The following is an 18,401-nucleotide window of genomic DNA, read 5'->3' as shown; positions in this document are numbered from 1 at the left end:
AAAACGCTGCTGCAGCGCAACATTACTGCGCAATCCCTTGCCTGAATACGATTTCATGTTAGCTTTCTGCCCCTAGGCCGACATCAGAGCGGTCAGGGGAAGAGGAGAGGGAATATGAAAATCAGGGCAGGCCTCCTGGCCGGCATCTGTGCGGGCGCGCTCGCCGTTCCGGCCTATGCGCAGGATACCACCGGCGATTCCAGCGAGTCCGGGATTGCAGAAACCACCGACAATACCCGCGTCATCATCGTTACCGCACAGCGTCAGGCACAGAGCCTGCAGGAAGTTCCGATCGCGGTCAGCGCCTTCGATGCCGAAGCGCTCGAAGCGCAGCAGATCGAAAATGCGAGCGACCTCCAGCTGACGCTGCCGAACGTGTCGTTCACGAAATCGAACTTCACCAGCTCCAGCTTCACCATCCGCGGCATCGGCGACCTTTGCGTCGGCGTGACCTGCGATGCTGCAACGGCAATCCACGTCAACGGTTCGCCGCTCTTCGGCACCCGCCTCTTCGAAACCGAGTATTTCGATCTCGAGCGTATCGAAGTCCTTCGCGGCCCGCAGGGCACGCTGTTCGGTCGTAACGCGACGTCGGGCGTGGTCAACGTCGTGACGGCGAAGCCTGACCTGTCCGGCTTCGGCGCCGCTGCCGAATTCGAATACGGCAGCTTCGACAGCATGCGCGTCAAGGGCATGGTCAACATTCCCATCGGCGACACCGTCGGTGTGCGCGTGGCCGGCTATTATCTCGACCGCGATGGTTTCACGGAAAACCTCTACGACGGCTCGAATATCGACGGCCGCGAGATGTATGCGATCCGCGGCTCGCTGCGGTTCGAACCGACGGCAACCACCACTCTCGACCTCATGGGCTTCTATTTCCGTGAAGACGACGATCGCATGCGTATCCAGAAGCAGACCTGTCAGCGCGATCCCACGGGCGTGCTCGGCTGTCTTGCAGGGCGCCGCGATTTCGACAAGACCAACGCCAACTCGACGCTGGCATCGGTCCTGACCTCGGCCGAACTCTTCGCCATCCAGGACCTGCCGACCGCGCTTGCACTGGGCAGCGTCTACGGACCCGATGGCTTTGCCAATTTCGATGAACCGGACGACGTGCGCGTCGTAAGTACGCCGTTCACGCCGGAATATTACGCCGACGAACTACAGATCCAGGCACACCTCGAGCAGGCCATCGGCGCGATGAACCTGTCGCTGACCGGGATCTACCAGGAAACCACGGTCGACAGCCGCCAGGACTACAACCTCGGCGTCCAGAACCGTGCCGGTTACGCCGGCGCCCTGAACACGCTGGCCTTCTTCGCGGCGAACGGCATTCCCACGGGTGTTGCCTCGCCGGCGTTCATCCCGGGCTCCAGCGCCTACTTCGCTCCGATTGCAGCGGCGCTGATCCCCAATGGGCCGAACGGCGTGCTGTGTACTTCGGACAACCTCACAGAGAACCAGGGCGTTTTCGAAGGCCAGTCGGTCTGTTCGGACGCCCCGCTGGCATTCGACCGTTCCTACCAGGAACAGACCTCGTGGTCGGGCGAAGCCATCCTGTCGAGCGACTTCGACGGGCCGTTCAACTTCCTCGTCGGCGGCATCTATGCCGAATCCAAGGTGGGTGAGGACAGCTATTACGTGAACGCCTTCGGCCTCGATTACGCAACGGCCATGCTCGGGACATTCTCGTCCTTCGCGAACGGTTTGTCTCCGTCCTACCTCGCGACGTCGATGTACCGGAACAACACGACCGACTTCAAACTGCAGAGCTTCGGCATCTTCGGTGAAATCTACTTCGACATCACCGATCGCCTGAAGTTCACCGGCGGCCTGCGCTACAATGACGACAAGAAGACCGTCGAGGCGCGCACCACGCTTGCCAGCTTCCTCAACCCCTTCAGCAACGATGGCGATCCTTTCGATTCGCCGTTCGCTGCAGGCTACGATGCCGATCCGGGGACCCCGGGTCCGCAACCGTTCCAGGTGCGTGAGGTGTCGTTCAGCGAGGTGACGGGTCGTGCGGTGCTCGATTACGAGATCACGCCCGACAACACGCTCTATGTGTCCTATTCGCGCGGCTACAAGTCGGGTGGTATCAACCCGCCGCTGTCGCCGATCTTCGCTGTCCCGGAAAGCTTCGGTCCGGAATCGATCAACGCGTTCGAAATCGGTTCGAAAAACACCTTCCTCGACGGTGCGGCACAGGTGAACCTGACCGGCTTCTACTACGACTACGGCGGGCTGCAGCTCAGCCGCATCGTGGCACGAACTTCGGTCAACGATACGATCGATGCCAAGATCTGGGGTCTCGAACTTGAAACCGTCCTGGCGCCGAGCCGGAACTGGCTCATCAACATGAACCTCAGCTACCTCAATGCCGAGGTCGCGGGCGACCAGTTCTTCGCCAACCCGCGCGATTGGGGCGGCGGCGATCCAGATGCCGTCATCATGAAGGACCTGGGCAATGGTTCGCACTGTGCGCTGACCGGTGCAGGGGCCGATGGCCTGGTGAACTTCCTGAACCCCTATTTCGGGCTTCAGGGCACCAGCGAATTCCCGGCCGATGGCGGTATTGCCTCGTCGGGTGCATTCGGCATCTGCTCGATCTACGAAGCTGCGACCAACGGGGCGATTGGCCTGGTGAACCCGGCCCTTGCTCCGCTGCAGCCCTTCATCGACGCCTTCGGCCCGGTTTCGGTGCTGAACTCCGGGGTGCTGGTCAACCTGAAGGGCAACAAGCTCCCGCAGGCGCCGGAATACAAGGCGTCGCTGGGCGTGCAGTACACGGCCGAATTCGGCAGCGGCATGACGCTGGTGCCCCGCTTCGACCTTTCGCTGACCGGCGAACAGTACGGCAATGTGTTCAACGGCAATGTGAACCGGATCGAACCCTTCGTTCAGGCGAATGCGCAGATCCAGCTCAACTCGGCCGACGAGCGCTGGTACGTCCGGGCATTCGTCCAGAACATCTTCGATTCGGACTCGGTCACGGGCCTTTACCTGACCGACGCTTCGTCGGGTAACTTCACCAATATCTTCACGCTCGACCCGCGCCGTTACGGCGTCGCGATCGGTGCGAAGTTCTAAATAACCCTGTCAAAGGGAGGGGGAAGGGGCGGCCTTGTGCCGCCCCTTTTTTTCATGCGCGGTTGCTACTAGTCGCAAAGGGCGAGAAGTCGGTGTCCGTATCGAACACCTCGGTGCCCTCGGCGCGCTTGAGCGAATTGATGACGAGGTAGGTCACCGGCGTCAGGATCGCTTCCCACGCGGTTTTGATCAGCCACTGGGAGAGGATGACCTGCCACAGCAGCTCGGGCGGCCAGCCGGCAAGGCCCCAGAAAGCCAGCGGATAGAAGATCAGGCTGTCGAGCCCCTGGCCCACCACGGTCGAGCCGATGGTGCGCATCCACAAATGGCGCCCCTGCGTCCACACTTTCATCTTCGCAAGGACGAAGCTGTTGGCGAACTCGCCTGCCCAGAAGGCAACCATGGACGCCAGAACGATGCGCCAGCTGTTGCCGAAGACGAATTCGTAGGCTTCCTGCCCCGGCCAGCCCTCTGCCGGTGGGAGTTGCACCACCACCCAGGCCATGAAGGCCATGAACAGCAGCGCGGCAAAACCGGTCCAGATCACGCGCCGTGCGCGGGCATATCCATATACCTCGGTCAGTACGTCGCCGATGATGTAGCTGACAGGAAAGAACAGCACGCCCGCGCCGAACGACCACTCGCCAAGGCCCGGCAGGGTGACGTAACTGGGTTTGGATGCACCGATCAGGTTCGACAGCAGGAGGATGGTGACGAAAGCCGCCATCACCAGGTCGTAATAGCGAAACTGCGGCGCCTGCGCCGGGGCGGGGTGGTCCTGCTTTTCCATAGCGCGCTGACTATCGCCGATTGGCGCAATCGCAAAGCCGCGTTATGGCTCGCCCCGCGCGCGCCCGTAGCTCATCTGGATAGAGCGCGAGACTTCTAATCTTGAGGCAGCAGGTTCGAGTCCTGCCGGGCGCGCCAGCCTTGCCTCAGCCCCGCATCGCGCTGTTCAGCTGTTCCCGGGTCACCGGATAGCCGAGATCGTCGGGAATGGTGAGGAACGAACCGTCCGCTTCCTTGACGATTTCCGGCGTGATGGTCCTGACCGGCGTCGCGCGGGCATGGTCGCGCGCTTCGTTGAAGGATGCGAACTGCGCGAGGCGTTCGAGGTTGCGGCGGGTGGGGAAGATAAGCGAGATTTCGCCTGCATCGGCCATGGCCAGCGCTTCCCGCGCGCTCACCCAGAAAAGGCGCGTGTTCTCCGTCTCGTCGACTTCGATTTCCACCGCTCCCGTGCCGAGGTCGGCAAGGTAGAACATGGTGTCGAAGATGCGGTTGTGCGCGAGGCCAAGGGGCAGCCAGCGCGCGAAGGGCGTCAGTGCATCGAGGTCGAGCGCGAGGTCGAAACTGGCAAGTACGGGCGCCAGTTCGCCGCGCTGGAGCAGCATGGCGCGCGCTTCGGCTGCGCGGCCTGCATCCATGTCGCCCGTAAGCCCCAGCGCAAGCCCGGTTTCCTCCAGGGTTTCGCGGATCGCAGCGATGCGGTGGGCGACCTCGTCCTCATCATCAAGCGATGCAAGCTTGCGCGCCAATGCGCGGTCCTGCGGGTCCACACGCCCGCCGGGAAATACGGCCATGCCGCCGGCAAAGCTCATGTTGCGAGAACGGACGGTCATGAGGATCTGCGGGTCGGGTCCGGTGCGGCCCTTGCGGAAGATGACCAGCGTTGCGGCCGGAATCGGTTCGACAGTCTGGTCAGGTGCGCTCATCGGGAGATGTTGTGCCGCGCGGCTGGCAGCTTGCCAAGCGCCTCTTTCCCGGCCGTGTCGGGAAAATTTACAGAACGATCAGAGTGAATCCGGGTGTTAACCATCGTGAGCGGCCAGAACCGCCGCATTCGCGGTTTTGGCACGGGGTCTGCATCATGTCTGTCAGAACGTTTGGTCTTCACGAGACGGACCACCCTGGTCTCCCGGTGCGTCTCGAACCAAATAAAGGGCCCGCCAGGACGTCCCCCCGGCGGGCCTTACCCGTTTCAGGATCGGAAGAAAGTCAGCCTTCGGCTTTGGCGACCTGCTTTTCTTCCATCATCTGCTGCAGTTCGCCAGCTTCGAACATTTCCATCATGATGTCGCTGCCGCCGACGAATTCGCCCTTCACGTAGAGCTGGGGGATGGTCGGCCAGTCGGAAAAGCTCTTGATGCCCTGGCGGATTTCCATGTCCTGCAGGACGTCGACGCTTTCATAAGCCACGCCGCAATGGTCGAGGATGGCGACCGCGCGGTTCGAAAAGCCGCACTGCGGGAAAAGCGGCGTGCCCTTCATGAAGAGGACCACGTCGTTGCTGCCGACCAGATCGGCGATGCGCGAATTTACATCGGACATGATTGCCCTGCCTTTGTCTGAAATGAATCTTGCTGAAGCGTCAGTTGGGAATTTGGGTCGTCAGTTGCAAGGCGTGGAGTTCCCCGCCCATCCTGCCGCCCAGTGCATCGTAGACCAGCTTGTGCTGGGCGACGCGGGTCTTGCCGACGAACTGGGGGGCGATGACCTTCGCCGCCCAGTGATCATTGTCGCCGGCAAGGTCGCGCATCTCGACGACGGCGCCGGGCAGCGCTTCCTCGATCAGCGCGACGATGTCCTCGGACTTCATCGGCATGGGATTACTTCTGATCGGTCATGAACTGGCGGCGTGCCTCGACGGCGCATTCCTCGACCTTGGAGCGGATATCGGCTTCGCTGATATCGCATTCCGCGGCAGTCAGATCGCCGAGCAGCTTGCGGATCACGTCCTCGTCACCCGCTTCCTCGAAGTCTGCCTGGACGACGGCCTTCTTGTAGGCGTCGGTTTCTTCCTCGGTCAGGCCCATCAGGCCGGCAGCCCATTCGCCCAGCAGGCGGTTGCGGCGCGCCGCGATCTTGAATTCGGTTTCCTGGTCGAATGCGAACTTGGTTTCCTCGCCGCGTTCGCGATCCTTGAAGTCGGTCATGTCTATCCCCTTGGAAGAAGCTGCCTTGCCGAATAGGGGTGCTGCCGCCGAGCGGCAAGGCCCCCGACAGGCAAAATCAGTCCATCGTCACCACTAGCTTTCCGATCGCGCCGCGGTTCTCAAGCTTGGCGATGGCTTCGTGAGCCCGGTCGATCGGATAGGTTTCGCTGACCAGCGGGTTGATCTTGCCGGCCTTCCAGAGGTCGAACAGCTCGGCGATATTGGCGTTGTTGCGCTTGGGCTCGCGCGCGGTGAACGCGCCCCAGAACACGCCGCGGATGTCGCAGCTCTTCAGCAGGGTGAGATTGAGCGGCATCTTGGCGATACCGGCGGGGAAACCGATGACGAGGAAGCGGCCTTCCCACGCGATGGAGCGCAGCGCCGGTTCGGAATAGTCGCCGCCGACGATGTCGTAGACGATGTCCGCGCCGTTCGGGCCGACCGCATCCTTGAATGCCTGCGCCAGCGCTTTGGACTGGTCCTTGTCGAACGGAGCGCGGGGGTAGACGACGACATCGTCCGCGCCCGCTTTCCTGGCGACCTCACCTTTCTCTTCGGTCGAGACAGCTGCGACCACGCGGCAGCCATAGGCCTTGGCCAGTTCGACAGCGGAGAGGCCGACGCCGCCGGCAGCGCCGAGGACGAGGACGGTTTCGCCTTCCTTGATGTCGCCGCGGTCTTTCAGGCCGTGAATGGTCGTACCGTAGGTCATGAGCAGTGCCGATGCCTGCACGAGATCGATACCGTCGGGCACGCGGAACAGGCGGGCGGCGGAAACCGCGACCTTTTCCTGCAGGCCGCCATTACCGACGCCGCAGATCACCCGGTCGCCGACGGCAAAGCCTTCGACACCTTCACCCAGCGCCTCGATCGTGCCCGAGATTTCGCCGCCCGGGCTGAAAGGGCGGGGCGGCTTGAACTGGTACATGTCGCGGATGATCAGCGTGTCGGGGAAATTGATCGCACAGGCGGCGACCTTGATCAGCACCTCGCCCGCGCCGGGCACGGGCTCTGCAATGTCCTCTACGACAAGGGTTTCGGGGCCGCCGACCTTTTTCGACAGGACTGCTTTCATGCTGCATCTCTCCTCTGCGGCGCGTCGAGCCAGGGCAGGTCCGCCGCGCGCTTTCTCTCGTGATTTTCGATGGCGCCGACGCTTTCGAGCGTGAGGCCGATTTCGTCCAGCCCTTCGAGCAGGCAGTGCTTGCGGAACGGGTCCACTTCGAATTCGAAGCGGTCCTGGAAGGGCGTGGTGACGGTCTGGGTTTCAAGGTCCACCGTGATCGGGTGATCCTTGGCCACTTCGAGCAGGCGATCGACCTGTTCGGGCGGCAGGACAACGGTCAGGATGCCGTTCTTGAAGGCATTGCCCGAGTAGATGTCCGAAAAGCTCGGAGCGATTACCGCGCGGATGCCAAGGTCGAGCATTGCCCAAGCGGCATGTTCGCGGCTGGACCCGCAGCCGAAATTGTCGCCAGCGATCAGGATAGGGGCACCGGCGAAATCCTCTACATCGAAAGGATTGCCCGGCGCCTGGCGGATCGTTTCGAACGCGCCCTTGCCAAGTCCCTCGCGGCTGACCGTCTTCAACCAGTGCGCGGGAATGATGACGTCGGTGTCGACATTTTTGAGCCCCAGCGGGATCGCCCGACCTGCAATGGTCGACACCTTGTCCATCAATCTGTCTCCGGTTTCTCGCCCGAAGGGATCGGTCCGGGCTGCTTGGGCTGGTTTTTCTTTTCGCGGCGCTTGTTCGCATAGAGCAGCGCTGCGGCGATTGCGGCCGAACCGATCGCACCGGCGATGGCGGCCTTGCCTTTGGGTAGCTTGGTCATGCTGCCCTCATGGGATGGCGAACGGGGAAGGGCAAGAGGGTTACGAGCCGACCAGCTTGCGAACGTCGGTAAGCCGTCCCGTAACCGCAGCAGCGGCAGCCATGGCGGGGCTCATCAGGTGGGTGCGTGCACCCGGACCCTGGCGGCCGACGAAATTGCGGTTGCTGGTCGAAGCGCAGCGTTCACCCGGCGGGACCTTGTCGGGATTCATCGCGAGACAGGCGGAACAGCCCGGTTCGCGCCATTCGAAACCGGCTTCGGTAAAGATCCGGTCGAGCCCTTCTTCCTCTGCCTGACGCTTGACGAGGCCGGAACCGGGCACGGCGATCGCCCAGCGCACGCCTGGCGCTTTCCGGCGGCCCTTCAGGACCTCCGCTGCGGCCCGCAGGTCCTCGATGCGGCTGTTGGTGCACGAACCTATGAAGACGTTCTCGATGGCGACCTCTTCCAGCGGCACGCCGGGTTCGAGCCCCATGTAATCGAGGCTCTTGCGGGCAGCCTGTTGCTTGGACGGGTCGGAGAAGCTTTCCGGAGCCGGCACCGCGCCGCCGATCGGCACGACGTCTTCGGGGCTCGTGCCCCAGCTGACGGTCGGTTCGATATCGGCGGCGTCGATCACCACGGTCTTGTCGAACTGCGCGCCTGCGTCCGTGGCTAGCGATCGCCACCATTCGACTGCGCGGTCCCAGTCGGCGCCCTGCGGCGCGTATTTACGTCCTGCCAGATAGGCGAAGACCTTGTCGTCGGGCGCGATGAGGCCGGCCCGCGCGCCGCCTTCGATGCTCATGTTGCACACGGTCAGGCGGCCCTCGACGCTCATGCGTTCGAACACATCGCCGCGATATTCGATCACGTGACCGGTGCCGCCGGCGGTTCCGATGACGCCGATGATGTGGAGGATGAGGTCCTTCGGCGTCACGCCGGGGCCGAGTTCGCCCTCGACGCGGATTTCCATGGTCTTGCTCTGGCGCAAAAGCAGCGTCTGGGTCGCCAGGACATGCTCGACCTCGCTCGTGCCGATGCCGAAAGCCAGCGCGCCGATCCCGCCATGGGCGGCGGTATGGCTGTCGCCGCACACGATTGTCGTGCCGGGGAGCGAGAAGCCCTGTTCGGGGCCGACCACGTGGACGATGCCCTGCTCGGGCGCGACGGCGTCGATATAGTCGATCCCGAAAGCCGGCGCATTCGTTTCGAGCGCGGCGAGCTGCGCGGCGCTCTGCGGATCGGCAATCGGAAGCCGGTTGCCGGCAGCATCGAGACGCGCGGTCGTCGGCAAATTGTGGTCCGGCACGGCCAGCGTCAGGTCGGGGCGGCGCACTGCGCGGCCCGAAACCCGCAGCGCCTCGAAGGCCTGCGGACTGGTGACCTCGTGAACGAGATGCCGGTCGATATAGAGCAGGCAGGTGCCATCGTCGCTGCGTTCGACGACGTGGGCGTCCCAGATCTTTTCGTAGAGTGTGCGCGGTTTGCTGGCCATGTCGGGGCAAGATGTGCGGCACGATTGTCACGCGCGCAAAAAGGCAATTCCAGAGTCTTCCAAACTTAACCTTTCTCTGCTTTACTAACACTCATGTCAGCAAAGCCATTCGCCTTCCCGATCAAGGTCATCCCCACGGACATCGACTTCATGGGGCACGTCAACAACGCCCGCTATCTCAGCTGGGTCCAGGACGTCGTGCTCGCGCACTGGCAGAAGCTGGCGCCGGCAGAAGAGGTGGCGAGCAAGGCGTGGGTCGCGCTCAAGCACGAGATTACCTATCGCAAGCCCGCTTTCCTCGATGACGAGGTGATCGCCGAAACCGTGCTCGAAAAGATCAAGGGTGCGCGCAGCTTCTACAACACGGTCATTCGCCGCGGCGAAGACGTGCTGGCCGAAGTGAAGAGCATGTGGTGCTGCCTCGACAGCGAAACCCATCGTCCGGCCCGCATCAGCAGCGAAGTCGCGGAAAAGTTCTTCGGCCTCACCTCGGCACGCAAGGCTCGCGCAGAATAGCGTTTTGCACTGGCCCTAAGCGGCCCCTATATTCGCGACATGGCAAGCGCTCAGCAAATCCGGCTTTCGGCAGCCCCGCGCAGCGGGCAGGCCGCTATCGGCCTGACCCTTGCGTTCGGCATCGTGGCAAGCTGGCTGGCGATCCACGCCTACGCCATGTTCGTGTTCGAGCTCACCTGGACCAGCCTGCCTTTCGCGCTCCTGATGGCCCTCGTGCAATGCTGGCTCTCGGTGGGTCTCTTCATCGTCAGTCATGACGCGATGCACGGCTCGCTGGTGCCGGGACACAAACGCATCAACGGGGCAATCGGCGGCAGCCTTCTGTTCCTTTATGCAGGCTTCGGTTGGGCCCGCATGCGCGATGCCCATTTCGACCATCACAAGGCTCCGGGGACCGAGCGTGACCCCGACTTCAGCGCCGAGCACCCGACCAGCTTCTGGCCGTGGTACGCGACATTCCTCAGGCGCTATTTCGGCTGGCGCTCGATCCTTTTCGTCAGCACCGTGGTGACCGTCTACTGGCTGGTGCTGGGCATTCCGGTCGAGAAGATCGTTCTCCTCTACGGTGCGCCCGCCATCGCTTCGTCCATGCAGCTGTTCTACTTCGGCACCTTCCGCCCGCACCGCCATGACGGGGCGGGGTTTACTGATGAACACAATGCCCGCAGCGACGGGTTCGGCGTGCTCGCCTCGCTCGCCAGCTGCTTCCATTTCGGCTATCATCACGAACATCACCGCGCCCCGCACGTCCCCTGGTGGGGCCTTCCGCGGGCGCGCCGCGCGATGTCGCAAACAGAGTTGAACGCATGAGCCTGCCTGCCATTCTCCTGACCGTGTTCCTGTCGATCGTCGGCATGGAACTGTTCGCCTGGTGGGCGCACAAATACATCATGCACGGCTGGGGCTGGGGCTGGCACCGCGACCATCACGAGCCACACGACAATACTTTCGAGAAGAACGACCTCTATGCGGTCACCTTCGGCACGATCGTCTTCGCGATGTTCGCAATCGGTTATGTCGTGTCGGACCAGCTGTGGTGGATCGCTTTCGGCATCACCTGCTACGGCGTGATCTACACGCTGGTGCACGACGGGCTCGTCCACCAGCGCTATTTCCGCTGGGTCCCGAAGAAGGGCTACGCCAAGCGGCTGGTGCAGGCGCACAAGCTGCACCACGCGACCATCGGCAAGGAAGGCGGCGTCAGCTTCGGCTTCGTCTTCGCGCGAGATCCGGCCAGGCTGAAGGCGGAACTCAAGGCCCAGAAGGAAGCTGGTATCGCGGTCGTACGTGAAAGCGCCGGAGCCTGAGGCCCCGGCGCTTCCCTTAATTCCTGACCGCTCTTAGCGGGCGTAGTTCACGTAGAGACCGTGAATGAGGCCCGGAATGAAGCCCAGCAGCGTCAGCACCAGGTTGAGCAGCGTCGTCGCGCCGAGGCCGTGCTTGGCTGCCACGCCGAGCGGGGGAAGCAGGATCGTGGCGATGAGAATCAGAATTGCCATTGAGGGTGTTCCTTTTAGTCGACCCTCCCGTCTTGTGGCACTCTAACGGGCTGAAACTGCGCGCGTTCCCGCGAACCTATTCGTTGCGCGTTGCGATCCAGCTTCCGGCGACCACGAGGATTGCGAGCGAGATGTAGTACCAGGGCGCGCCCAGCGTGAACCAGGTGAATACCGCGCCGGCCGACATTGCGCCGATCGCCATCGTCTTTGCACGCCGACTGATGGCGCGCCGCTCGCGCCAGTCGAGCACCTGCGGACCCCAGTGAGGGTGGTCGAGGATCTTCTTTTCCAGTTCCGGGCTGGAACGGGCGAAGAAATAAACCGCCAGCAGCAGGAACGGCACGGTCGGCATGATCGGCAGGAACGCGCCGATCGCGCCGAGGCCGACGGCAAGGAAACCGAATGCGCGGTAGATGTGCCGGCGCATCCTACCCCGCAGCTATCCGCGCCGCATGCTCTTTCACGAGCGCGATCATGTTGGGCACGCCCTGCGTGCGGTTGCTCGACAGCTGGTTCCTGAGGTCGAAGGGTTCGAGCGCGGCGGTCACGTCCATCTGCGCCACTTCCGCCGCCGGCTTGTCCTGCACGGCTGCGATGACGAGCGACACGATGCCCTTGGTGATGGCCGCATTGCTGTCGGCAAGGAAATGCAGCCGCTCCGCGTCGCCGGTGGGATAGACCCAGACTGCGGCGGAACACCCGCGAACCAGCGTCGCATCGGTCTTGAGCGCGTCGGGCATGGGCTCGAGCTCGCGGCCCAGCTCGATCAGCAGGCGATAGCGTTCGTCGCCTTCGAGAAAGTCGTATTCTTCGGCAATGTCGGAAAGAGTGCGCATGGGCGCGGCATCTAGCCAGCGAAACACGCTGCGTCCATCGGCGTCAGCCGGACAGCCCGCCGGGACGGGTGAATGCATAATAGATGACGTAGAACCATCCGAAGAAGCCCTGGAGGATGGCCCAGAGGATCGACTGGTGCTGGCTCCACGAGATGGCGACCGCGATGGCGCTCCCAAGGCCGATGCCGGCCTGCGCGGCGTTGTTGGTCGCGCTCACAGGTCCACCCCGCTGGCAATCGCCTCGAGCTTCTTGATGCGTTCGCGCAGGTCGGCGAGCTCGATCCGGGCGGCGCCCATAGCGCTGCCTTCGTCTTCGCGCGGGCCATCCTCGCGTTCGAGTTCGCGGCGCTTGTACTCCATCCAGTCATGCCACGCGCGGAGCAGGGCTCCCGCCACGATGACCAGGCCGATCAGCGAAGCTGCCGCGACGACGATAGTCGGTTCGAACATTTCCCCATGTCCTCCTTGACCGTGTTATTCCTTGCTGCCGGTCGGAGCCTGCTTGTCGCGCAGGGCCTCGATTTCGGCAGCGATCCTTTTCGTTTCGGTCGTGTCGAGCGAATTGCCGTCGGTGGCGATCCGTTCGAGCACCTTGATGCGTTCGCGCAGGTCTTCCAGTTCGCGCTGGGCCGCTTCGTCGACCTGCGGGCTGCCGAAGGTCTCGTTGCCCATGAAGTCGCGGGTGATGCCTTTTTCCGAGCGGTACCGGGCCTTGAAGACCTCGGCGACCGCGAAGACGACGGCGATCAGGAAGACTGCGGTCCAGAAATTCATCGTGCTGCCTCGCGCGGTGCGGTGCGGTCCTCGATCGCCTGCAGGTCGCGCAGTTCGTCGATCTGCGAGGCGAGAGCGTGGTTGCTGTCAGTCGCGATGCGCTCGAGGACCCGGACCCGCTCTTCAAGCGTGCCGTAGTCGCCCTTGGTGAAGCGGGCCTGTTCCGCCTTCGCCTCTTCCGCGCGGGCCTGCAGTTCGAGCTTGCGCTCTTCATGCCGGACCTGGCTGCGGTGGATCACGATCCCGGTCGCGAAAGCGAGGGTCGAGATAACCAGTACGAAGCCGAAAATGACGAGCAGATTGGCGTCCATCAGTTGGTTTCCTTACGGTCGCGCAGGCGGTCGATCTCGCTGGTGAGGTGATAGCCGCTGTCGGTCACGATGCGCTCGACATTGCCGAGGCGGTCCTTGAGCGAGCCAAGTTCGGCGCGCAGTTCGGCGTTCTCCTGCGTGAGCAGCTTCACGCGCTCCACCGCCTGATCGTTCTTCGGGTAGATCGGCTTACCCCAGCTGCTTTCCAGCGGATAGCCGTTCTTGATCCGCATCCAGGTGGTAATCAGCCAGCCTACCGTGAGCATACCCACGCCGGCGATCACTGCGGTTTCGGTGATCGGGAAATCCATTAGACATTCTCCCTTTCGGTGATTTTGAGCGGCGCACCGGCATCGGCGCTGCTATTGTCGCGCAGAGCCTCGATTTCCGCACCGACGCTGTAGCTCTTGTCGGTCACGATCCGCTCGAGCACCTGCATCCGCTTTTCGACCTTGGTCAGCAGTGCACGCAGTTCCGCGTTTTCGGTCCGCAGCTTGCTTGCTTCCGCGCTGTCGGCCCGTTCGGTCTTGCCGCCGAATTCGTCTTCGAGGGCGTAGCCGTGCTTGGCGCGGACCCAGTTGTTGATGACCCAGGCACCATAGCTGAGCGCGACGAGGGCGACGACAAAGGTAGGTCCTCCGAATTCCATCACACGTTCTCCCGCTTGGTCATGTCGAGCGGCACGCCGCTGCCGGTTTCATCGACGCGGCGCTGGTCACGCAGCGCTTCGATCTGGGTGGCGACGTCGTAACCCTTGTCGGTCACGATCCGCTCGAGCACCTTCACGCGGTCTTCGAGCTGCTGGACCTTGCTGGCGTACTGGGCCGCCTGTTCAGCCGTGGCCTGTGCGGTCGACTGGATGTTCATCTCGGCCAGCTTCTGCTGGTGCTTGGTCCAGATCGCGACGATCGGGATCATCAGGGCGATGATGGGAATGAATACCCCGACGTTTTCCATTGCTAACTCCCTCCCCTAAGCCAGGCGCTCAGCGCAGGCGTTCGATTTCCGCGTTGAGGCGCGGGTTGCTGCTGACGTAGAAGGTTTCGACGTCGGCCAGGCGGCGATCGATGTCCTTCATCCGGGCACGGATTTCGCGAGCGGTTCGCTTGGGGTTCTGGCGCACGCCCTGCCAGTAGCGCTGCTCGGCAGGCTCGGAGTAGAGGTGCGGGGGCTTCTTGTTCAGCAGGATGCCGGCAATGAAGTAGAACGGGATGGTCGAGCCGCCGGTCATGAAGGTCAGGCCCAGGAAACCGAGACGGATCCAGAAGACGTTGACGCCGGTGTAGTCCGCGATGCCCGAACACACGCCCATGAGCTTCGCGTTCTGCTTGTCCCTGTAGAGAGTGGTGCGGGGCGAGTTCACTGCGATGCTCCTTTCTTTTCGGCGATCAGCTGTTCGAGTTCGCGCAGCTGCTGGTTGTCCTTTTCGCTGTCGTGGACGAGGCGGGCGGGACGGAAATCGGGGTTGTCGGAAGCGACCAGGCGCTCGACCGTGTCCATGCGATCATCGAGACGCTTGGCGAGGTTGTAGAGCTCTTCGAGCAGGGCCTCGTCATCGGTCGTGATCGTCGCCGCGGTCTTCCACTTGGTTACGTAGTGGAGGATGATCCACGGCAGGAAGACGAAGATCGCCATGATTGCCAGGATGTCTTCGAAGTCCATGTCTTAGTTCCCCTGTTCGTCGGCGCTGCCCTTGCCGAGCGCCTTTTTCATTTCTGCAAGTTCGTCGTCGATCGCATCGGCGCCTTCCAGCGCGGCGATTTCGTCGGCGAGGCTGGGCTTGCCGCTGTTGTCCGCGATCGACAGCGCATCGGCGCGGCCTTCGGCATAGTCGACGCGGCGTTCCAGCTGGTCGAAGCGGCTGAGCGCATCGTCCACGCGTTCTTCAGTCATCAGGCTGCGCAGCTTGACGCGGTTCTCGGCGCTTTCGAGGCGGGCCGCGATGGCGGTCTGGCGGCTGCGTGCCTCGCGCAGGCGGTTCTGCAGCTTCTGGATGTCCTGCTCGTAGGCGCGCAGTGCATCGTCGAGCACCGCGATTTCCTGCTTGAGCTGGTCGGACATGTCCGCAGCCTTCTTCTTTTCCACCAGCGCCGCACGGGCGAGGTCTTCGCGGTCCTTCGACAGGGCCAGCTGCGCCTTCTCGGCCCAGTCGGCCTGGAGCCTGTCCAGCTTGACCGTGTGGCGATGCATCTCCTTCTGGTCGGCGATGGTGCGCGCGGCGCTGGCGCGAACTTCGACCAGGGTTTCCTCCATTTCGAGGATGATCATGCGGATCATCTTCTGGGGGTCGTCCGCCTTGTCGAGCATGTCGTTGAAGTTGGCGGCGATGATGTCGCGGGTTCGGCTGAAAATGCCCATCAAGGGTGCTCCGGTTGAAAAGAACTCGTTGATCTTCGTATTCACTGCTTCGGGATTGGTCCACTCGCGTGCCCGCTGCGCCTCGCGGTCGATCCGTGCGAGACGGACACCATTGGGGTGGCGGGGGCGGGCCGGAGCGCGGGGACTGTCGGGAGTTGTGCGCTCCGGCCCAAGGGGTGAATTGTCGGTCACGCGATTTCTACCTGTTCGTAGGACGCCAGGGTCGCCACGGATGCAGTCACCGCGATCTGCGAACTCAGCACGACGAAGGCGGTCATCGCAGCAATGCTGGCGAGTGCGGCCTGTCCGAGCTGGCTGCGGAAGAATTGGCGGCTGTACATTGTGGTCCTCCCTGGACATCGATTGCTTCGTTGTCCTGTGTTCAGCAAAGGCCGTGCCAAACTCGATTTTTCGCTGATTTCCGTCCTTTCCGTAGCTATTCGACGAACGACATATTGGCGCCTGTTGCCAACCCTTGGTGAAATTCACTATCTATTGGCTATGGAGCGGGAAAACCAGTTCATCGGCCAGTCCGGCGCCTTCCTCGATGCGGTCGAGCGGACCAGCCGTGCTGCCCCGATGCGGCGTCCGGTGCTGGTCATCGGCGAACGCGGTACGGGCAAGGAACTCATCGCCGAACGCCTCCATCGCCTGTCCACACGCTGGGACGAACCGCTCGTCACCATGAACTGCGCCGCGCTGCCCGAGACCCTGATCGAATCCGAACTGTTCGGTCACGAGGCTGGGGCGTTCACCGGCGCTACCAGATCGCGCGCGGGCAGGTTCGAGGAAGCCGACAAAGGCACGCTGTTCCTCGACGAACTGGGCACGCTTTCGATGGGCGCACAAGAACGCCTGCTGCGCGCCGTGGAATATGGCGAGGTGACGCGCATCGGTTCGTCGCGGCCGATCCGCGTCGACGTGCGCATTGTCGCCGCCACCAACGAAGACCTGCCCGCCAAGGCCGAGCGCGGCGAGTTTCGTGCCGACCTGCTCGACCGGCTCAGTTTCGAGGTCATCACTCTTCCGCCCCTGCGCGTACGCGAAGGGGATATCGGTGTGCTGGCCGACTATTTCGGGCGCCGCATGGGTGCCGAACTCGGCTGGGAAGCCTGGCCGGGCTTCAGCGAGCACGTGCGCGAACAGCTCGAAAACTATCCCTGGCCGGGCAATGTGCGTGAACTACGCAATGTGGTGGAACGCGCGGTCTATCGCTGGGACGACTGGAGCAACCCGATCGGCCACGTCCAGTTCGACCCGTTCGACAGCCCGTGGAAACCACTCTCGCCCACTCCGGTCAAGCCGCGCACCGATGCCGCGCCTGCGGCTCCTCTCGCAGAGCCTGCTGCGGAGCTCGACAATGTCGACGATTTGCGTTCCGCGGTCGATGCGCACGAGCGCCTGATCCTCGAGCATGCGCTGGGCAAGCATCGATGGAACCAGCGCCAGACGGCGAAAGCCCTCGGTCTCAGCTACGACCAGCTGCGCCATGCCATCAAGAAGCACGGCCTGATGGAAGAGCAGGGCTAAAACCGCAGGAGGGTTACCGCCGGGCCCCGTTTCGTTAGGCTTCTTTCTCAGCCATCCCCCTTATGCCGCGGTTAGCCGTTGGCGCTCATTCTCCCCGCTCGAACGCAAATGCATCGGGGGGACACCATGACCACAACTCGCCTGCGCCGTTTCGGCACGATCACCGCACTCGGCTGTGCCACACTGGCAGCCACCGGCGCTTCGGCGCATCACGCCTGGAGTACCTATGCGTGGAACTTCGACGGCACCGCAGTGAGCGTGGCGGTAGTCGACAACACCAGCGCCCAGTGGCGCTCCTACGTCCAAGAAGCCGTTGGTGACTGGAATGCCTCGGAAGTGATCGAGGCTCCGCTGGAATACGGCAACAACTCGTCCTGCGCGATGACGACCAACACCATCCAGGTCTGCAATGCCGACTACGGGGCGAACGGCTGGCTCGGCCTTGCGAGCATAGCGCTGTCGGGCGGCAAGATCGTTGCCGGCACGACCAAGCTGAACGACAATTACTTCAACCGCGAAGCCTACGACACCTATAGCTGGCGCCAGCTCGTCACCTGCCAGGAAATCGGCCACGACTACGGCCTTGGCCACCAGAACGAGAATTTCAGCACCGACGAGACGACGTCCTGCATGGAATACACCAGCTGGCCGCAGGATAACGAACATCCCGACTTCCACGATTACGAGCAGTTGGTGGCCATCTACACCGGTTCGACCGGTGGCGGGGGTGACACCGGCGGCGGCGGCGGAGGCAAAGGCGGCGGCAAGGGCGGCGGCGGAAAGGGCGGCGGCAAGGGCAAGAACACCCGCATGAGCCTCCCCGATGTCGGCAACACACCGACCAACTGGGGACGCCCCGTGGCCTATCTGCCCAACGACAAGCCGCATGTCTTCGTGAAGGAAAGCAACGGCATGAAATTCGTCACCCATGTCACCTGGGCGCCCGACGAGGGCGAACATGACCACGGCCATTGAGAAGGTCGCGCCGGGTCCAAGTGACTGCCCTGTCCCGGTCGATGCCGGGGCGGGGCAGTCTCTTTTTGGTTCAGGTGCAAGAAATCGTCGCCAACCGATTGTCGGACTGTCGTAATCTTGCCACGACACGGGGGATTTCTTCCCGAGAGTGTTGCCGTGCGTAAGGAGTGCGGTATGCAGGGGGCTGGGACTGGGAATACGTAATCGATGGCACTGGTGAGGGCCCGGGTCGCAGGGCGCCATACCCTACTTGTTTATTGC

Annotated in this window: 29 protein-coding genes and 1 tRNA gene; 7 read left to right on the top strand and 23 right to left on the bottom strand. The window is 62.9% G+C overall.

The window, feature by feature from the left end; all coding sequences use genetic code 11:
* The first annotated feature begins 114 nt into the window (after positions 1-114).
* Positions 115-3,093: a TonB-dependent receptor gene (locus LC083_RS03525; protein ID WP_226699209.1), complete on the top strand. Its 2,979-nt coding sequence runs from the start codon at positions 115-117 to the stop codon at positions 3,091-3,093.
* Between the two features lie 52 nt (positions 3,094-3,145).
* Here LC083_RS03525 and LC083_RS03520 read toward each other — a convergent pair whose 3' ends face one another.
* Complete coding sequence (locus LC083_RS03520) at positions 3,146-3,883, bottom strand: queuosine precursor transporter (protein WP_226699208.1); 738 nt, start codon at positions 3,881-3,883, stop codon at positions 3,146-3,148.
* Positions 3,884-3,943: 60 nt separating this feature from the next.
* On the opposite strand from LC083_RS03520, the gene LC083_RS03515 reads away from it, so the two are divergent.
* Positions 3,944-4,020, top strand: a tRNA-Arg gene (locus LC083_RS03515).
* Positions 4,021-4,028: 8 nt separating this feature from the next.
* Here LC083_RS03515 and LC083_RS03510 read toward each other — a convergent pair.
* The 8 genes from LC083_RS03510 to leuC all read right to left on the bottom strand — a co-directional run bounded on the left by LC083_RS03510 (position 4,029) and on the right by leuC (position 9,341).
* Complete coding sequence (locus LC083_RS03510; RefSeq protein ID WP_226699207.1) at positions 4,029-4,808, bottom strand: NUDIX hydrolase; 780 nt, start codon at positions 4,806-4,808, stop codon at positions 4,029-4,031.
* A 283-nt stretch (positions 4,809-5,091) separates the two neighbouring features.
* Positions 5,092-5,424: a Grx4 family monothiol glutaredoxin gene (gene grxD, locus LC083_RS03505; protein WP_222553844.1), complete on the bottom strand. Its 333-nt coding sequence runs from the start codon at positions 5,422-5,424 to the stop codon at positions 5,092-5,094.
* Positions 5,425-5,464: 40 nt separating this feature from the next.
* Positions 5,465-5,698 (bottom strand): BolA family protein, encoded by a 234-nt coding sequence (locus LC083_RS03500; protein ID WP_226699206.1) that lies wholly within the window; start codon positions 5,696-5,698, stop codon positions 5,465-5,467.
* 4 nt (positions 5,699-5,702) lie between these two features.
* Positions 5,703-6,029, bottom strand: coding sequence for a DUF1476 domain-containing protein (locus LC083_RS03495; RefSeq protein ID WP_226699205.1), 327 nt, complete (start codon positions 6,027-6,029; stop codon positions 5,703-5,705).
* A 76-nt stretch (positions 6,030-6,105) separates the two neighbouring features.
* Positions 6,106-7,104 carry an NADPH:quinone oxidoreductase family protein gene (locus LC083_RS03490; protein WP_226699204.1) on the bottom strand — a complete coding sequence of 333 codons (999 nt, stop codon included), beginning with the start codon at positions 7,102-7,104 and terminating at the stop codon, positions 6,106-6,108.
* A complete protein-coding gene (leuD, locus tag LC083_RS03485) occupies positions 7,101-7,706 on the bottom strand; it encodes a 3-isopropylmalate dehydratase small subunit (RefSeq protein WP_226699203.1) in 606 nt (201 codons plus the stop codon). Before leuD ends, LC083_RS03490 begins: the two co-directional genes overlap by 4 nt.
* Positions 7,706-7,864 (bottom strand): isopropylmalate isomerase, encoded by a 159-nt coding sequence (locus tag LC083_RS03480; RefSeq protein WP_160608011.1) that lies wholly within the window; start codon positions 7,862-7,864, stop codon positions 7,706-7,708. Before LC083_RS03480 ends, leuD begins: the two co-directional genes overlap by 1 nt.
* A 40-nt stretch (positions 7,865-7,904) precedes the next feature.
* Positions 7,905-9,341, bottom strand: a complete 1,437-nt coding sequence (leuC, locus tag LC083_RS03475) for a 3-isopropylmalate dehydratase large subunit (RefSeq protein ID WP_226699202.1) — start codon at positions 9,339-9,341, stop codon at positions 7,905-7,907.
* Positions 9,342-9,434: 93 nt separating this feature from the next.
* Here leuC and LC083_RS03470 point away from each other — a divergent pair, with 93 nt between their 5' ends.
* Genes LC083_RS03470 through LC083_RS03460 form a run of 3 tightly spaced genes read left to right on the top strand, consistent with a single transcriptional unit; the run spans position 9,435 to position 11,164 of the window.
* Positions 9,435-9,857, top strand: a complete 423-nt coding sequence (locus tag LC083_RS03470) for an acyl-CoA thioesterase (RefSeq protein ID WP_160608007.1) — start codon at positions 9,435-9,437, stop codon at positions 9,855-9,857.
* A gap of 39 nt (positions 9,858-9,896) precedes the next feature.
* The gene (locus LC083_RS03465) at positions 9,897-10,667 is read left to right on the top strand and encodes a fatty acid desaturase (protein WP_226699201.1); all 771 of its coding nucleotides are present in this window, start codon (positions 9,897-9,899) and stop codon (positions 10,665-10,667) included.
* A complete protein-coding gene (locus LC083_RS03460; RefSeq protein ID WP_226699200.1) occupies positions 10,664-11,164 on the top strand; it encodes a sterol desaturase family protein in 501 nt (166 codons plus the stop codon). Before LC083_RS03465 ends, LC083_RS03460 begins: the two co-directional genes overlap by 4 nt.
* A 33-nt stretch (positions 11,165-11,197) precedes the next feature.
* Here LC083_RS03460 and LC083_RS03455 read toward each other — a convergent pair whose 3' ends face one another.
* The 14 genes from LC083_RS03455 to LC083_RS03390 all read right to left on the bottom strand — a co-directional run bounded on the left by LC083_RS03455 (position 11,198) and on the right by LC083_RS03390 (position 15,976).
* Positions 11,198-11,356 (bottom strand): YqaE/Pmp3 family membrane protein, encoded by a 159-nt coding sequence (locus tag LC083_RS03455; protein ID WP_219954491.1) that lies wholly within the window; start codon positions 11,354-11,356, stop codon positions 11,198-11,200.
* A gap of 76 nt (positions 11,357-11,432) precedes the next feature.
* Positions 11,433-11,783 (bottom strand): YbaN family protein, encoded by a 351-nt coding sequence (locus tag LC083_RS03450; RefSeq protein ID WP_226699199.1) that lies wholly within the window; start codon positions 11,781-11,783, stop codon positions 11,433-11,435.
* A 1-nt stretch (position 11,784) separates the two neighbouring features.
* Complete coding sequence (locus tag LC083_RS03445) at positions 11,785-12,192, bottom strand: SufE family protein (protein ID WP_222554193.1); 408 nt, start codon at positions 12,190-12,192, stop codon at positions 11,785-11,787.
* Between the two features lie 43 nt (positions 12,193-12,235).
* Entirely contained in the window at positions 12,236-12,409 is a 174-nt protein-coding gene (locus tag LC083_RS03440; protein WP_170290010.1) for a hypothetical protein, read from the bottom strand.
* Positions 12,406-12,642, bottom strand: coding sequence for a hypothetical protein (locus tag LC083_RS03435; protein ID WP_226699198.1), 237 nt, complete (start codon positions 12,640-12,642; stop codon positions 12,406-12,408). The genes LC083_RS03440 and LC083_RS03435 overlap by 4 nt, the downstream gene beginning before the upstream one ends.
* 24 nt (positions 12,643-12,666) lie before the next feature.
* Positions 12,667-12,966 (bottom strand): hypothetical protein, encoded by a 300-nt coding sequence (locus LC083_RS03430; RefSeq protein WP_226699197.1) that lies wholly within the window; start codon positions 12,964-12,966, stop codon positions 12,667-12,669.
* Entirely contained in the window at positions 12,963-13,277 is a 315-nt protein-coding gene (locus tag LC083_RS03425; protein ID WP_226699196.1) for a hypothetical protein, read from the bottom strand. Before LC083_RS03425 ends, LC083_RS03430 begins: the two co-directional genes overlap by 4 nt.
* Positions 13,277-13,588, bottom strand: a complete 312-nt coding sequence (locus LC083_RS03420) for a hypothetical protein (RefSeq protein ID WP_226699195.1) — start codon at positions 13,586-13,588, stop codon at positions 13,277-13,279. The genes LC083_RS03425 and LC083_RS03420 overlap by 1 nt, the downstream gene beginning before the upstream one ends.
* Complete coding sequence (locus tag LC083_RS03415) at positions 13,588-13,926, bottom strand: hypothetical protein (RefSeq protein WP_226699194.1); 339 nt, start codon at positions 13,924-13,926, stop codon at positions 13,588-13,590. The genes LC083_RS03420 and LC083_RS03415 overlap by 1 nt, the downstream gene beginning before the upstream one ends.
* Positions 13,926-14,234: a hypothetical protein gene (locus LC083_RS03410; protein WP_222553858.1), complete on the bottom strand. Its 309-nt coding sequence runs from the start codon at positions 14,232-14,234 to the stop codon at positions 13,926-13,928. Before LC083_RS03410 ends, LC083_RS03415 begins: the two co-directional genes overlap by 1 nt.
* Positions 14,235-14,262: 28 nt before the next feature.
* Positions 14,263-14,640 carry an envelope stress response membrane protein PspC gene (pspC, locus tag LC083_RS03405; RefSeq protein ID WP_160607984.1) on the bottom strand — a complete coding sequence of 126 codons (378 nt, stop codon included), beginning with the start codon at positions 14,638-14,640 and terminating at the stop codon, positions 14,263-14,265.
* Positions 14,637-14,939 carry an envelope stress response membrane protein PspB gene (gene pspB, locus LC083_RS03400; RefSeq protein ID WP_160607982.1) on the bottom strand — a complete coding sequence of 101 codons (303 nt, stop codon included), beginning with the start codon at positions 14,937-14,939 and terminating at the stop codon, positions 14,637-14,639. Before pspB ends, pspC begins: the two co-directional genes overlap by 4 nt.
* Positions 14,940-14,942: 3 nt before the next feature.
* Positions 14,943-15,728 carry a phage shock protein PspA gene (gene pspA, locus LC083_RS03395; RefSeq protein WP_226700009.1) on the bottom strand — a complete coding sequence of 262 codons (786 nt, stop codon included), beginning with the start codon at positions 15,726-15,728 and terminating at the stop codon, positions 14,943-14,945.
* Between the two features lie 95 nt (positions 15,729-15,823).
* Entirely contained in the window at positions 15,824-15,976 is a 153-nt protein-coding gene (locus LC083_RS03390) for a hypothetical protein (RefSeq protein WP_226699193.1), read from the bottom strand.
* A gap of 160 nt (positions 15,977-16,136) precedes the next feature.
* On the opposite strand from LC083_RS03390, the gene pspF reads away from it, so the two are divergent.
* Both pspF and LC083_RS03380 read left to right on the top strand, forming a co-directional pair.
* Positions 16,137-17,165 carry a phage shock protein operon transcriptional activator gene (gene pspF / locus LC083_RS03385; RefSeq protein WP_226699192.1) on the top strand — a complete coding sequence of 343 codons (1,029 nt, stop codon included), beginning with the start codon at positions 16,137-16,139 and terminating at the stop codon, positions 17,163-17,165.
* A gap of 126 nt (positions 17,166-17,291) precedes the next feature.
* Entirely contained in the window at positions 17,292-18,140 is an 849-nt protein-coding gene (locus LC083_RS03380; protein ID WP_226699191.1) for a hypothetical protein, read from the top strand.
* Positions 18,141-18,401: the final 261 nt, after the last annotated feature.

This window comes from Qipengyuania gaetbuli, from assembly GCF_020524765.1.
Lineage (GTDB): Bacteria > Pseudomonadota > Alphaproteobacteria > Sphingomonadales > Sphingomonadaceae > Qipengyuania > Qipengyuania gaetbuli_A.
The sequence above is the reverse complement of the archived record's forward strand: the minus strand, read 5'-3'. Positions and strand labels throughout refer to the sequence as shown.